The 12,923-nt window shown below is 63.5% G+C and carries 16 protein-coding genes; 5 read left to right on the forward strand and 11 right to left on the reverse strand.

Features of this window, described 5'->3' with window-relative positions:
• Positions 1-312: 312 nt before the first annotated feature.
• The gene (locus tag CKO13_RS06805) at positions 313-453 is read right to left on the reverse strand and encodes a hypothetical protein (RefSeq protein ID WP_200258316.1); all 141 of its coding nucleotides are present in this window, start codon (positions 451-453) and stop codon (positions 313-315) included.
• Between the two features lie 329 nt (positions 454-782).
• Here CKO13_RS06805 and pyp point away from each other — a divergent pair, with 329 nt between their 5' ends.
• Positions 783-1,361, forward strand: a complete 579-nt coding sequence (gene pyp, locus CKO13_RS06810; RefSeq protein WP_200258325.1) for a photoactive yellow protein — start codon at positions 783-785, stop codon at positions 1,359-1,361.
• Positions 1,362-1,580: 219 nt separating this feature from the next.
• Here the strand turns inward: pyp and CKO13_RS06815 are convergent, their stop codons facing one another.
• A complete protein-coding gene (locus tag CKO13_RS06815) occupies positions 1,581-1,784 on the reverse strand; it encodes a carbon storage regulator (protein WP_200258327.1) in 204 nt (67 codons plus the stop codon).
• A 349-nt stretch (positions 1,785-2,133) separates the two neighbouring features.
• On the reverse strand, positions 2,134-3,072 hold the full coding sequence (locus tag CKO13_RS06820; RefSeq protein WP_242467934.1) for an arginase family protein: 939 nt from the start codon (positions 3,070-3,072) through the stop codon (positions 2,134-2,136).
• Between the two features lie 689 nt (positions 3,073-3,761).
• Between CKO13_RS06820 and CKO13_RS06825 the strand changes: the two genes are divergently transcribed.
• The 4 genes from CKO13_RS06825 (at position 3,762) to CKO13_RS06840 (ending at position 7,416) form a co-directional block, all read left to right on the forward strand.
• Positions 3,762-4,148 (forward strand): hypothetical protein, encoded by a 387-nt coding sequence (locus CKO13_RS06825; protein ID WP_207132122.1) that lies wholly within the window; start codon positions 3,762-3,764, stop codon positions 4,146-4,148.
• 214 nt (positions 4,149-4,362) lie between these two features.
• A complete protein-coding gene (locus tag CKO13_RS06830) occupies positions 4,363-5,403 on the forward strand; it encodes a DUF3427 domain-containing protein (RefSeq protein ID WP_200258331.1) in 1,041 nt (346 codons plus the stop codon).
• Between the two features lie 209 nt (positions 5,404-5,612).
• The gene (locus CKO13_RS06835) at positions 5,613-6,155 is read left to right on the forward strand and encodes a DUF2726 domain-containing protein (protein WP_200258333.1); all 543 of its coding nucleotides are present in this window, start codon (positions 5,613-5,615) and stop codon (positions 6,153-6,155) included.
• Between the two features lie 181 nt (positions 6,156-6,336).
• Positions 6,337-7,416, forward strand: a complete 1,080-nt coding sequence (locus tag CKO13_RS06840) for a helix-hairpin-helix domain-containing protein (protein ID WP_200258343.1) — start codon at positions 6,337-6,339, stop codon at positions 7,414-7,416.
• 64 nt (positions 7,417-7,480) lie between these two features.
• Here the strand turns inward: CKO13_RS06840 and CKO13_RS06845 are convergent, their stop codons facing one another.
• From CKO13_RS06845 to CKO13_RS12715, 8 genes are all read right to left on the reverse strand, one after another.
• Entirely contained in the window at positions 7,481-8,299 is an 819-nt protein-coding gene (locus CKO13_RS06845; RefSeq protein WP_200258345.1) for a hypothetical protein, read from the reverse strand.
• Between the two features lie 5 nt (positions 8,300-8,304).
• The gene (locus CKO13_RS06850) at positions 8,305-9,306 is read right to left on the reverse strand and encodes a nucleotidyltransferase (RefSeq protein ID WP_200258348.1); all 1,002 of its coding nucleotides are present in this window, start codon (positions 9,304-9,306) and stop codon (positions 8,305-8,307) included.
• 218 nt (positions 9,307-9,524) lie between these two features.
• A complete protein-coding gene (locus CKO13_RS06855; RefSeq protein ID WP_338034595.1) occupies positions 9,525-9,884 on the reverse strand; it encodes a transposase in 360 nt (119 codons plus the stop codon).
• A gap of 194 nt (positions 9,885-10,078) precedes the next feature.
• The gene (locus CKO13_RS06860) at positions 10,079-10,303 is read right to left on the reverse strand and encodes a CopG family transcriptional regulator (RefSeq protein ID WP_200258351.1); all 225 of its coding nucleotides are present in this window, start codon (positions 10,301-10,303) and stop codon (positions 10,079-10,081) included.
• A 145-nt stretch (positions 10,304-10,448) separates the two neighbouring features.
• Positions 10,449-10,649, reverse strand: coding sequence for a hypothetical protein (locus tag CKO13_RS06865; RefSeq protein WP_200258354.1), 201 nt, complete (start codon positions 10,647-10,649; stop codon positions 10,449-10,451).
• Between the two features lie 67 nt (positions 10,650-10,716).
• Entirely contained in the window at positions 10,717-11,820 is a 1,104-nt protein-coding gene (locus tag CKO13_RS06870) for a metal-dependent hydrolase (RefSeq protein WP_200258358.1), read from the reverse strand.
• Positions 11,820-12,770: an AAA family ATPase gene (locus CKO13_RS12925; RefSeq protein WP_200258370.1), complete on the reverse strand. Its 951-nt coding sequence runs from the start codon at positions 12,768-12,770 to the stop codon at positions 11,820-11,822. The genes CKO13_RS06870 and CKO13_RS12925 overlap by 1 nt, the downstream gene beginning before the upstream one ends.
• The coding region (locus tag CKO13_RS12715; RefSeq protein WP_200258373.1) for a hypothetical protein at positions 12,728-12,923 on the reverse strand (196 nt) is incomplete at its 5' end. The genes CKO13_RS12925 and CKO13_RS12715, both read right to left, overlap by 43 nt.

The raw sequence follows: 12,923 nt of genomic DNA on the forward strand, positions 1-12,923 counted from the left end.
AGCAGCGGGGGCGGCGCGCGCAGGAGCGCAGGCGCGAAGCGCCGGAGCCCGAGCACGCCGACCCCACCGCAGACGCGAAGCGGCGCCGGGCGTCAGCCGGGCGCCGCTGAGCAAGGCCAAGCATCGAGCCGAGCGTCAGCTTGGCGAGACCGCTCGGAGCGAGCCTGGCGGTAGCCGGGCGAGCGGAGCATCAAGACAACCTCCGCACCGGGCGTAGCGCGGTGCGACCGACCCTGCTGAGGCGCTCGATGGGCAAAGGGGCTCAGCAGTGGCGTCAGGCGGCGTCAGGCTCCGCGGCCCCTGGCGCCGCTGCTACTCCAGCGTGGACTCGAGGAACCAGGCCGTGACGAAGAGGGTAGCAGCAGAGCGGGGGCGCTCCGGCTTGAGATCCTCAGCGACGTACAGGATGCAGAGGACCGCCTGGGTGATGAGCTCCTGGCTGGGATCGTCCATGCCTCTATCTCCTCTGTTGCGCAAGTCCCTTCTGCGCGAGGGAGATAGTGCAGCGACACATTCAAACCATGCAATGTATAAGGGATCCGATCTTTCCGAAGGAAACCGCGGCAAATAGACCCACCATTCAGGGAGAGGCAGAGAGCAAGGCAGCTACGGCCTGCAGCGGAACCGCCGGGCGCAGTCTACCTCCGAGGATCCGTGATCGGTTAAGGTGCCAGCTTTGGGACTGGACCCTGCTTGATAGGAGCGATCAGCCGGGGCGGCTCTCCACTTAGGGGCCCCTCGGCAGCGTCCTCGGGGATCCTGATACAGGGAGGTGATTGAGCATGGAGCACATCACATTCGGCAGCGAGGACATCGAGAACGCACTCGCCCGGCTGGACCGGGAGCAGCTCGACCGGCTGCCGTTCGGGGCCATCCAGGTGGATCCAGAGGGCAACATCCTCGAGTACAACGCGACCGAGGGGGCCATCGTCGGCCAGGATCCCCGGACGATGATCGGCCTTAACTTCTTCCGGGATGTAGCGCCTTGCGCGGACTCCCCCGACTTCTATGGGCACTTCCGGGAGGGGGTCGAGCGCGGGAGGCTCAACGTCATGTTCGAGTACGTCTTCGAGCGGGACGGGGTGGGCCCTTTGCGGGTCAAGGTCCACCTCAAGAAGGCTCTCCATGGCGACGCCTACTGGATCTTCGTCAAGCGGATCCATTCGGCAGGAGATCCTCGCGCAGGGGCATCGCTCGGGCGTAGCCTCCGCGAGAGGAGCTGCGGCAGAGGAGCCCGCTTTGTCGGCATCCTCCGGGACAGCCGGGCGCCGCCGAGCACAACCCACTTCGAGCCTAGCTTGAGCTGGGTGAGACCTGCTCGGAGCGCTGCCGGGCCGCCGGCCGGGCAGCGCGGAGCTTGATCAACGACGACCGCGCCGAGCGGCAGCTGGGCGCGACCACCCGGAGCGAGCCTGGCGATAGCCGGGCGAGCGGAGTGATCACCAACCTGCGCGCCGGGCGCTAGCGCGGCGCGACCGACTCCCGCTACAGCCGTCCCTGTCGCGGTGCCGTCCAGGCAGAGAAGGGCCGCGACGGGATCTGCCGCCGCGGCCTTCGCACACGACACGCAGAGTAGTGGCCTATGAGGCCTGCCGATGCACTTCGCGGTGCTCATCCGAGGAGGTCGACTCCTCCTCGGCGATCTCCTCGCGGCAGATCGGAACGTCGTCAGGCGCGAGGATGCCGAGCTGGACCTGCTGCTGGCCGCGCACTCGGGTCACCCTCACCTTGATGTCATCACCGATCGTCAGGCTCTCGCCGACACGGCGGGTCAGAATCAGCATGGTGTCTCCTCCCTGGAGAGTGGATCTTCCCTGGTGGTCTCCATCCTGGAGACCAACCCTAGGTTGGCCTTATGAGTACTGATGGTGCCACAAGGCAAGAAGTCGCGGCGAGGCTGGAGGATCCCTTACCGGATATCCCTTCCCGTCCAGGGTGCCGCTCCTGCACCCCCTCCCCTGCCGCTGCTGCACCTCCCGGCTGCCACTGCTGCACCCGTGCATCTGCGGCACCCGTGCATGTGATGCACCCGTACAGGGCTATCCGTGGGCACCGCCACCCGGCTCAGTGGTACCGCGGCAAGAGCTCGATCCGCCCGGCTGGCAACCGGCCCACTGCAGGGGCGCCGGCGCCTCATGCGAGCGCCTTCACCACTGCCGTCCAGGCGGCGGCGAGGTTGGCGGGCGTGTAGCCCCCCCCGCCGAGGGCGAGCAGCCGCCCCTCGGCCCACTCCTCGGCCAGCGCCCGCAGCCGCCGCGCTGCCAGGGCGTGGCTCGCCGCCGTGTAGCGCAGGCCTGCCAGCGGGTCGCCGGCGAGGCCGTCGGCGCCGCACTGCAGGAGGATCGCCCGCGGCCGATACCGCGCCAGGTGCGCCTCGACCCGCTCCCACGCCGCGGCGAACTCCTCGTCGCCGGCGCCCGGGGCGAGCGGGATGTTGAGCTTGGTCCCGGCGGCCTCGCCCTCCCCCTGCGCCTCGGCGGCCCCGGTGCCGGGGAACAGGGTGCGGCCGTCCTGGTGGATATCCGCGAAGACCACCCGCGGATCCGCCGCGAAGCCGTCGTAGACGCCGTCGCCGTGGTGGACGTCGATATCGACGTAGGCCACCGGCGCCACGCCGGCGGCGAGCAGCGTCTCCAGGACGATGCCGCAGTCGTTGTAGACGCAGAAGCCGCTCGCCTGGTCGCGCCGGGCGTGGTGGAGCCCGGCGATGGGGACAAAGGCCCGGCGCCCCTCGCCGGCCGCCAGGGCCTCGGCCGCCGCCGCGACCGTGCCCGCGACCCGGGCCGCCGCCCTATCAATCCCTGGCATCGCCGGCGTGTCCCCGAGGTCCAGGGGCGCCCCCGTACCGGCCAGCGCCTGGACGCGCTCGACGTACTCGGCGGTGTGGAACCGGGTCAGCGTCGCCGCATCGGCCTCGGCCAGCGGCAGGTCCGCGTAGTCGATCTCGAGCCCGGCAAGCGCCTCGAGGAAGGCGGGCATCCGCCCCGGCCCGAAGGGGTGGGCGGGCCCGAAGTGGTAGGCGCCGAGGCGCTCGTCGGTAGCAATGCGTAGCGGATCCTCGACCATGGTCATATCCCGCAAGCGAGGTGTATGCTCTTTTGCCCAGGATGCGCTTACCAGGGCCACCCCGATAGGGAGAGTAGGTCACCCTCCTCCAGGAGCGCTATCGGCATGGAAGAGCCCACACCTCCAGTCGCTAAGCACACTGCTGCGAGTGCCTGCTCGTCAACGCCGCCACCAACGACGAGCTGGAGCGCGCCCTGGAGGCCGCCACGCAACGGGATTGGGGGTCGCTGGTCTCCCACCTCGTCACCGACCGCACCCCGAAGATCCGCATCCTGCGGCGCTACTGGGCGTGGCTCGGCGAGATCTACCCAGAGCAGGCCGAGCGCTGGCTGCCCGTGGGCGACTTCAACCTCGCCCGAACCACCTCATCTGGATACCACCCAAGGAAGTGATCCGGCCGGTGCCCATCGCCGCGGCCACCCGCTATCGAGCACCGACGGCGCCCACGCTAGCCGCTACGACCACCTCTGGCGCCGTGCCGCTACCAGCTGGCGGTCACCGATCAGGGAGTCCTCTTCTACCGTGAGTTGCTAAGAATTAACCACAAACAGGTCCGCGATAGCGTCTCCGACCACGCGCCGGTCTATCCCCTTCTGGACGGGGCCCAGTTGCGGAATGTCGCGGCCGCCACCGGCCGGTGCGATAGCTACCGCGAGCGCCGACAGAAAGTATCACCTAAAAGATTTGAAGTTATCATGAAGGACCATCCTTATATTCTTCTGATAGAAGAAACCCTGAAGAGAGACTTAAGCTATGACGACGCGCTTAAATTGACAGGTTTAGAGGAAAAAGAACTTAATAGGGCAGGAGAAACTCTTTTTGAAAATCCCAGTTACGACGAGCTAAGAAGCTACACTCGAAATGGAAAAGACCGAAAAACCCCAATAAGTTGGACAATTTCTCCGAATGCCTTTTTTGGTTATCTCTCTCACCTTCAACGCGAAGATTCCAACCGTCATGCCTGGATTACCCACTTGATGGTGGGAGTTTCGATTTTTATATCATTGCTCGGGCTAGGGATCTCAGCGGGCACTCTACTGGTGATTTTCTATGGTTGGGGTGCGACAGGCTGCGGGGATTAGTTACCAACATGCTTTATCGTAGCGAGTCACGCCCCCCAGGTAAGCCCAATTTTAAAGTGCAATATTACACCCAAAGCGGGTTAATATATTGCGACGGAAAATCGATGCCAGAATATCAGCAATCAGGAAATAGCCGTCATCTTGAACGAACACAATAGTAGGAGCTTTACAAAAGCTCTCATACTTATAAATAATACAAGGAATACCATAAAGGATGCCAGAACTTAAACTCTACGCCCATTACGACCGCAGGTCAGTTCATTCGATATTCTCACCTTATACTAATTTTACACCCCAAGCCGGCACGTGGGGACTGCAGGGAATCATTGCAATACCGGATCGCCCGGGAGACTTCGTTTTTTTCGTCACCTTCGGCCAGGCGCAGGGCGATCATGTCTTCGATGAGGGTATCACCCGCGACGGTGTGCTCACTTGGCAATCCCAACCGCAACAGACCCTAAAAAGCGATGTAATCCGAAAGCTCATCGCCCACGACGAGACGAAAAACACAATCCACTTGTTCTTGCGTACCAGCGAACGGCGCTCCTACACGTACCTGGGGAGGCTCAAGTATCTATCGCACGACGCGAGCCGCGAAAAACCAGTGTATTTCCAATGGCAGCTGCTCGACTGGGATCTGGATCAGGTACCTCTAACCGAAATGGGCTTGGAGCTTAGCGATCCTGACCAACTCGTTGGCGAGAGCGACGCGGAGAAAAGTACCGACAGTCCCCCAACGCCTAAGGGCCTTACCGAGACCGCACCACCGGCGGCCCAAAAATCGCGTGCGGGCCTAGAAAAAAGTAAGTTCCGTACTCGTAAGAAACCCGATTACGCCGCTCAGGATGCGCGCAATCGGCGACTCGGGTACGAGGCTGAAATCGCCGTTCTCGCCAAGGAACAGCAAAATCTACTAGAGGCCGGTCGCCACGATCTTGCCGAGCGCGTTCGCCACGTGGCGGCAATCGAAGGCGACGGGGCAGGCTATGACATACTCTCTTGGACAATTGACGGGGAACCGCGCTATATCGAGGTCAAGGCAACTCGAGGCGGAATTGATAGTGAGTTTTATATGTCGCGCAATGAAGCAGCGTTCTCAGCGCAAAATTCATCTCACTACCACCTAATTCGAGTTTTCGATTTCGATCCGAATACACATGACGGCCACTATTTCGAGCTCTCTGGAGATATCAACGAAAAGAGTACGCTAGAGCCACTCGAATATCGGGTGCGCGTTGGCCAAAAATACGAATAAATGTTGCAATACAGCTTGGGGATTATTCAACAATTCATCGAAGCGCAGCGGGATATCAACACCTTCACCCTGAAGTATAAGGAGGCATTCGATACCGACGGGAGTAACTGGCCCGACTGCACCAGGATCCTCCCCTGGCGCAAATTAGAAAAGCCGATACGGCGGGATTAGTGACAAGCGGCAACGGCATTGGAAGAGGGGTAAATGAGGTGACCGATAACCTGATGAGCCAGTTTAACTCTATCATCGACGCCGGAATTATTTTAATTATTGGGGTGGTCTTCTTCTCTATAGTTATCGCCTTCATCAAAAGGGGCTTGGGCACTCAAGAGCTTCCCGAGGTTCCTTACCAAAGGAAGGAATCGCTTTTCACGAACGCTGAGCGTTCCTTCCTTGGAGTTCTGGATCAGGCGATAGATGAGCGTTTGCGCGTTTTCGGCAAGGTGCGAGTAGCCGATGTGCTTTCCGTGAAATCCGTAGGCGACCGAAAGCGCTGGCAGCAGGCATTTAATCGGATCAATGCCAAGCACTTTGACTTTGTGCTCTGTCGCGCCAGTGATCTATCGCTCTTGGCTGTCATTGAGCTGGATGACCAATCGCACAATCAGGATCGCCGCAAGAGACGGGACGACTTCCTAGAGGAGGCTTGCCAAGCTGCTGACCTGCCGCTCATCCGTATCCCGGCGAAGCGGAACTACACGGTAGCGGAGCTGCGCAGCGAGATTGAGGGGATCACGGCCAAAGGTGCTTGAAAAGAGCGGGGCGAGGCCCTCCGTAGCCTCGCCCCCGGATCCAGCCCGATCCCGACCTCCTTGTCTACCCCCAAGAGATGTCAGGCTGGCACCCTCGAAGCGTAGCGCTCGTGGGAAAGCCCGCAAGCCAAGTCAGGTAGGCAAAACGCCACGGCCCTTGTGTGCCTTTCGGAGAGCCCTTATGCCACGCACGACCACCCTCACCACCGCCCTCGCCGGCCTGCTCGCCAGCACCACGGCCACCGCCGACCTGGCCGTCGGCTCCTGGAACATCCAGCACCTCGGCTGGGATAACGGCAAGGACCTGGCAGCCGTGGCCGCCGTGGCCTCGCGCTTCGACTTGCTCGCCGTCCAGGAGCTCATGGATCCGGCGGCCTTGGGGCGGCTCGAGCGCCGGTTCGAGGAGCGCACCGGCGAGGCGTGGGGCTCGATGGCCAGCGACGCCCTCGGCGCCAGCAGCTACCAGGAGCACTACGGGTTCCTCTGGCGCGAGGCCGAGGCGACCTACGTCGAGGGCGCCGTGGTCTATCTCGACCGGCGCGGCGCCTTCGCCCGGCCACCCTACTCGGCGCTTTTCGCCGACACGGACACCGGGCAGCGCTATGCCGCGGCTACGGTGCACATCACCTACGGCGACTCGGTCTCGGACCGGACACCGGAGATCCGCGCCCTCGACGAGTACTGGCGCTGGCTGGACGAAACCTACTCGGACAGCACCCGACTGCTCATGGGGGACTTCAACTTGGAGCTTGGGAATGAGGCTTGGCGGGAGCTCGACGCCCTGGCCAAGCCCGCAGTCACCCGCGACGGGACGACGCTCTCCTCCACGGACGGCCGCTACGCCTCGCTCTACGACAACATCTGGTACGACAGCAGCCGGCTGAGGCCAGACGGTTCGGGCGTGCTGCGCTTCCCGGAGCTGCTCGACATCAACCACGAAGAGGCCCGCGACAGCGTCTCCGATCACGCGCCGGTCCACCTCCTGCTCGATGGTGCCCAGCTACGGGATGCCGCAGCCGCCACCGGCCGGCGCGATGGCCGCCGCGAACGTCGGCAGCCGGCAGCGCGCAGCGGTTGCGTCAACATCAACCGCGCCTCCGCCGACGCCCTGGAGGAGATCATCCACGTTGGGCCGGCACGGGCTGAAGACATCATCCAGGGGCGGCCGTGGGAGTCGGCCGATGAGCTAGATCGGATCGACGGTATCGGGCCGTCGCGGCTCGAGGACATTGAGGAGCAGGGCGAGGCGTGTGTGCCGTGATGCCGCTCAAAGATTGTTGCGCTTGATCCTTGAGATCAGCCCCACACGATCCACGGAGAGGCCACTAATAATAGCTCATCTGCCAGAGCTGATTCAGCTTGGCTCGACGCAATTTGTAGAGCCTGTCGGGAAGCGGCGGCGCATCTCTACGTCCGGCTTGGTAGTCACTCAAAACCAAAACACTCTCACTCAATAATGGCTCTTTTTTTGCGAGTAGAGGTTCGGCGTAATTGATAATCTTGTCGCAGTGGCTACTGAATGCGGCGTAGTTCCAGCCAAGCTGGAGAATCCGGCCCAAAACGACAAAACTGGCTACCGTTGCAACCTCTCCAGCGATTCGACCTTTCTGGGACATGGGAAGTCCGCTTTCGGCAACTCCAAGGAGCGCGATAAACGCAGAAACTAGCACCAAGGTCGCCAATGTGTAGCAGATCCTAGTCATCGAATTAGACAGGTGCTTACTAAAAAAAGCGGACTCTATGACTCCATTTAAAACACGTCTTGGGCCTGGCGAATCCACGGAATTCCAGTAGCTTTTACCATTGTCATCCAATAAATTGGATTCATCCAGTTTAGCTGATGCCAAGGCGTCTCGGATATAGGTATTGCGCGTCTCCCAACCTAAAAGGGAACCGAACTCGAAAGACCGCTGTAGGGTGTCAGCCACAGAGAGACTCCTGCTAGCCCACCAACTAGCAAAAATACCTGATGCTGCGACCAATACGAGGAACAACGAAGCCCAAACATCACGAACACCAAAAATAGTCAGAGCGGCAGAGCCTATGGCCACGCTAATCTGCAAAATTATTCCTATACTCCACAGCCGTTTTGCGTATAAATAGTATTTACTTTTGAGCCTCTCTAGAATCTCGTTATTAGTCATGACGTTTATCCATAGCCAGGAAAAGCCGGGCCGAATACCCGTTGCCATTTTGAAATCGCTTTAGCGTGATTGCCCTGTTTCTCGGCGTACCATGCTTCCGACGCAGTTGATAAGTCAGCTTCCGCTCGTGATGCGACCCTGTCACGTTCGTTTACATCGAGCGTGTTGATGTCTCCTTCGATTTTCTTGGAGTCCCAGATTGGTTTCCGAATCATCGTAGGAATATGCGACAAAACTTCTCTAAATTCCAAATCTGGCCACTGGGATGCGATCTTCGGCGCAACATCGTAGTAGTCAAGGACCAAGGTTTCCAAGAGATAGGATGAGGCTGTCGGCATTGTTTGACGGCGATTCCAGTATTTAACGAGTCGGATAACGTTTAAGAGATTGCCATTGTGCGCTCTGTTGAGTCTTTTCACCCGATCACGATCCATCCGCGGATCAGTCTTCTGCCAATGGCCTTTGCCATTCGGGATTATATAATAATTTCGTCCGTCAGACTCCGGTGCCGTAAAGAAACCTGGTACAATATCGAAACTCCACGCATAGGACGTAAGGTCTAGAACAGCAGCAGCGTTGTTCCGGCTAATATCAGATTTCGCATACTGTGGGATGTCTCTCAAGTGCTTGACAATGCAGTTCACTACCAGTCGTGAGTTCAGCAAGGAGGAACCGTCGAACCGCATTGGCCAGAAGCGGCTATTCCTGGCTACCTCGATTTTGACGTGATCGTTGCTATAGTCATAGTACTTCGCGTCTTGGCTCTTCATGCAGTAAAGGATATCGATGTCGTCGAGTTCCCTGATCTTGGTCTTTCTAGCAAATGATCCGAACTGAATGTCCTTTTCAGAATAGGACAACGGGAATGACTCGTGTTTGTTTGGAAATGCGTGTAGTTGGCTCCAAAGCCAATCTCGACTGGATCGTGCACTGGCGCTCACGTTTGCATCGAGATTTACGTTATTCTTGAGGAAATCTGAGAAAGCTGCATTGACGGTTCTTGGCATCGGGCGGTCCTAGCGCGCTGGATTGGGAGTTTCGTTGATGCAAGCAGTTCCGTTGAACTGCAATTAAAGAGTTGGAATTAGGGATCTTTCCTAATATGTAATATTTAAAGCTGGGATTAAATACGGCGTACACTTGCGTACGGGCAGTTACACACTTTACCTCTCCGTCGCATAAACCGGGCGCCGTCCCGGATTGTGTTGATGACTCAGTCATTAGCTCAGGCGGCCGCTGGCCTACATGTTGTGCCGTAGGGTGACGCTGGCAGATGGGTGAGCTTGCCGCCGATGAGATAGCACACGGTGATCAGGTTGCGCGTGGTGCGAAAGCCTCGGGCGCGCGCCTTGGCCGCCTGGATCTGGGCGTTCATCCCCTCGACGGAACCGTTGGACAGGCGCGAGCCGAAGGCGTTGAGGATGCCCTGCCAGTGCGCTTTGAGCGTCAGCGCCAGGCGCTTGAACGGCTCCAACCGGCAGCGCCAGAGCTGAGATCCGATCGCCGAGATGAGGTATCGCAAGAGAGAGATTCGGGGCTGCACGGCTCCTCCAATGAGCGCATCGCATACGCGATGCTGCCCCACCCAACCTCCACCGCGCAATTCCCCTGTGCCAGCTCATCCTAGTAACCAGAGCGAAGGCAGCAATGGACTGGGCAGCACAACCAGAGCCACCTGCGGCGCCGCGCCGGACCTGGCGCAGCCTGGGCCGGCCGTGGCGCCGCGGCGGCGGCGGTCAGATTGTCGGGGGGCCCTGCCAGGAGCTAGGCCGGAGTACGTCAGGGGGTGATTTTAGTGCCCTCTTCCTGGCGGATCTCCTCGGCAGTCGGGAAATCCTCCCACTGCCCGGCCATCGCTCGGACAGGCTCCGGCCATTCGGCGCGGGGAGCGTGCTCCTCCACCAGCTGAGCAACCCACCGGCTGACGGACAGGCCGGCCGCGTGGGTCGCCTGCTCGAGGCGGCGCTCATGCTCATCGTCGAGGTAGAGGGTGACTCGGCCCATGGGAGCCGCCTCCTGGAGCGTATGAGCACGACTATAGGCGGACCCGACAGCCAAGCCCAAGCGCCCCTCGAGCGAGCGCCCCGTGCCTCCCGCGCCGCCCTGCCCCCACCGACGGTGCCCCTCTCGGCGCGGGCAGTGAGGGCAATCAACCGCCCTGCAGCACCCACCACCACGGCGCTATCAGGCCCGCCGCCGCCACGAGCCAGAACACCGCCATCCGGCTGTGCACGAGGCGCCAGCTGAAGCGGGTGAGCCGCGGCAGCCAGCGCCGTACCCCGAGCATCTGCCCCAGGCGGGCGAGGTAGAACACCAACTGCACCGGGTGCAGCCAGCGGCTTATATCCATGCCTCCCCTCCCCAAAGCGGCGCGTGCGTTGCGCTGGCTATTCCCGTGCGCGAGGGATCGTGCCAATTCACGGCAGATGCCGCTCCAATCGCGGCGGGATCGGCTCCTGCGGCTCCTCGGCCTCCGGGGGGTGCAGCTGCGGCACGGGCTGCCCCGGCTGGTGGCGCACCTGCACCGAGAGGCGCACCGCCTCCAGCTCGGCCGCCCTCATGCGCGCCGCGAGCTGCTTCGGCCTCGCGTACCGCAGCTCGGCGCCGTCGGCGGTCTCCCCGATCGCCGGCTCATCCGCGGCCACCTCCCCGGTCACCTGGCCGCGCAGGTAGACGCGCCCAGCCCCCTGCAGGGGGCGCAGGGCCTCCAGCAGCTCGACCCGCGACACCGCCTCGGCCACCAGCCGGCGCGTGGTGGTCTCCTGCGCCTCGCCGCGCACGAGCACGGCGCGCTGGGCGTACCAGTCGCAGGCCTCGGCCCGGCAGACCGAGTGCGGCCCCTCGGCGGTGGCCACGATCAGCCCGTTGGCGCGGTACGGCCCGATGACCCGGAAGCGCCCCTCGACGGGGCGGAAGGCCTCGTTGTCCTGAGCCTGCAGCTGCAGCCACCAAACCGCCTCGCCCTTGTGGGCGTCGTAGTGGCGCCGCGCCTGCTCGATCCGGCCGAGGGCGTCGCGCACGGTGCCGAGCAGCCCGGCCTCGCGCTCGGCGGCCAGCAGGGCGGGCGCGGTGCAGGCGACCACGACCACGAGGAAGGCGAGCTCGCCGCGGCCCATGGCCTCCATGCGCCAGCGCGCGTCGCCGGGCAGCACGCAGCGGGCCCGCGCCGGCCAGAGCCAGGCCACGCCGCTGGGTGTCATCATGTCGAGCAGCGGGTGGGAGGCGAAGCCGGCGGCGACGGCCAGGGCGTAGCCGTGGGGCAGCAGCAGCCCGCCGAGCCCGGCGACGGCGAGGCTGGCGAGCAGGCTGTGGGCCGCGGTGCGGTGGCCGGCCCACTGCTCCAGCGCCCCGGAGAGCCACGGCACGGCGCGGCCAACGAGGCTCTGCCGGCTGTCGAGGTCCGGGGCCAGGGCCGCGCCGGCCGCCGCCAGGGCCTCGGGCAGCGCCGGCTCGTGGCCGCTCCACCAGGCGGCGAGGAGGTAGGCGAGATGGCCACCGGCCAGATGGGTCGGCGCCAGCACTAGCGCCTCCGGCTCATCAGGGGCATGACGAAGAAGCGCACTACCACGGCCAGGCCCATGCCGACGCCGGCGAGGACGTAGAGCTCGCGCGAGCCCACGCCCCGGGCAATGTAGCGCGCCGCCATGATCGCGGCGACGCCGAGGACGACCACCGGCGTCATGTCCAGGTAGCGCACGCCCGCCTCGTGGGCGAAGGCGCGCACCTTCGCCCGCGTCACCGCCGGCTCGCTGGCGGCCTGCTCGAGCATCCCCTCGATGGCCGCCGGGACGCCGCCGCTGTCCTGCACCACGGCCCGGAGGAAGGCGGCCCGGACGCGGGGCGGCTCGAAGCGCACCGGGTAATGCGCCAGCCAGCGCTCGGCGATGGCCCGCGCGGCCTCGCCGGGCAGCGGGCGCAGCTCGAGGCGCTCGCGCTCGGGGAAGCGCCAGAGCAGCCGCCGGATGCGCTCGCGGCGGTTCGTGCGGTCCATGGCCGCCGCCACCTGCGCCGCCTCGAGCACGGCGGCGAGCTGGTCGGCCTGCGCCGGCGGTAGCTCCAGCGACTCGAAGAAGACCAGCGCCGGCGGCTCGGCGCGCGCTAAGGAGTCCGCCACCAGGGCGACGCACTCCCGGGCCGGCATGCGCCGCACCGAGCGCTGGATCCAGTGCCAGTGGACGCCCTCGCGCCGGGCGCGACCGAGGAAGCGGTGGGGGATGAGCCGCTCCGGGACCACCAGCCCGACCTGCTGGTGGGCCTGCAGCGCCAGCTCGTAGGCCTGCTCCTTGGCCGAGCCCTCGTGGACCCAGAGGCACGGGCGCTGCTCGCCGAGCTCGCGGTACAGCGCCCGCAGCAGGGCGGACTTGCCGATCCCCGCGGCGCCGGTGACGAGCAGGTTGGCGCCCTTGCCGAGGGTCTCCCGGGCCGCGCTCAGCTCGCGATCGCGGCCAACCAGTCCCGTAACCTCGTCCACTGCGCGCCCCCGAAGCGCCGGGCCACCTCCTCGATCCGCGCCGAGAGCTCCGTCGCCCGGCGCCGGTAGGCGTGCTCGGCGGACTGCAGCTGCTCGGCCTCGGCCCACAGGGCGTCGGCCTCGGCGACGCCCTCCTCGACCGCCTCGCGGCGG

The organism is Halorhodospira neutriphila (assembly GCF_016584055.1).
Taxonomy (GTDB): domain Bacteria; phylum Pseudomonadota; class Gammaproteobacteria; order Nitrococcales; family Halorhodospiraceae; genus Halorhodospira; species Halorhodospira neutriphila.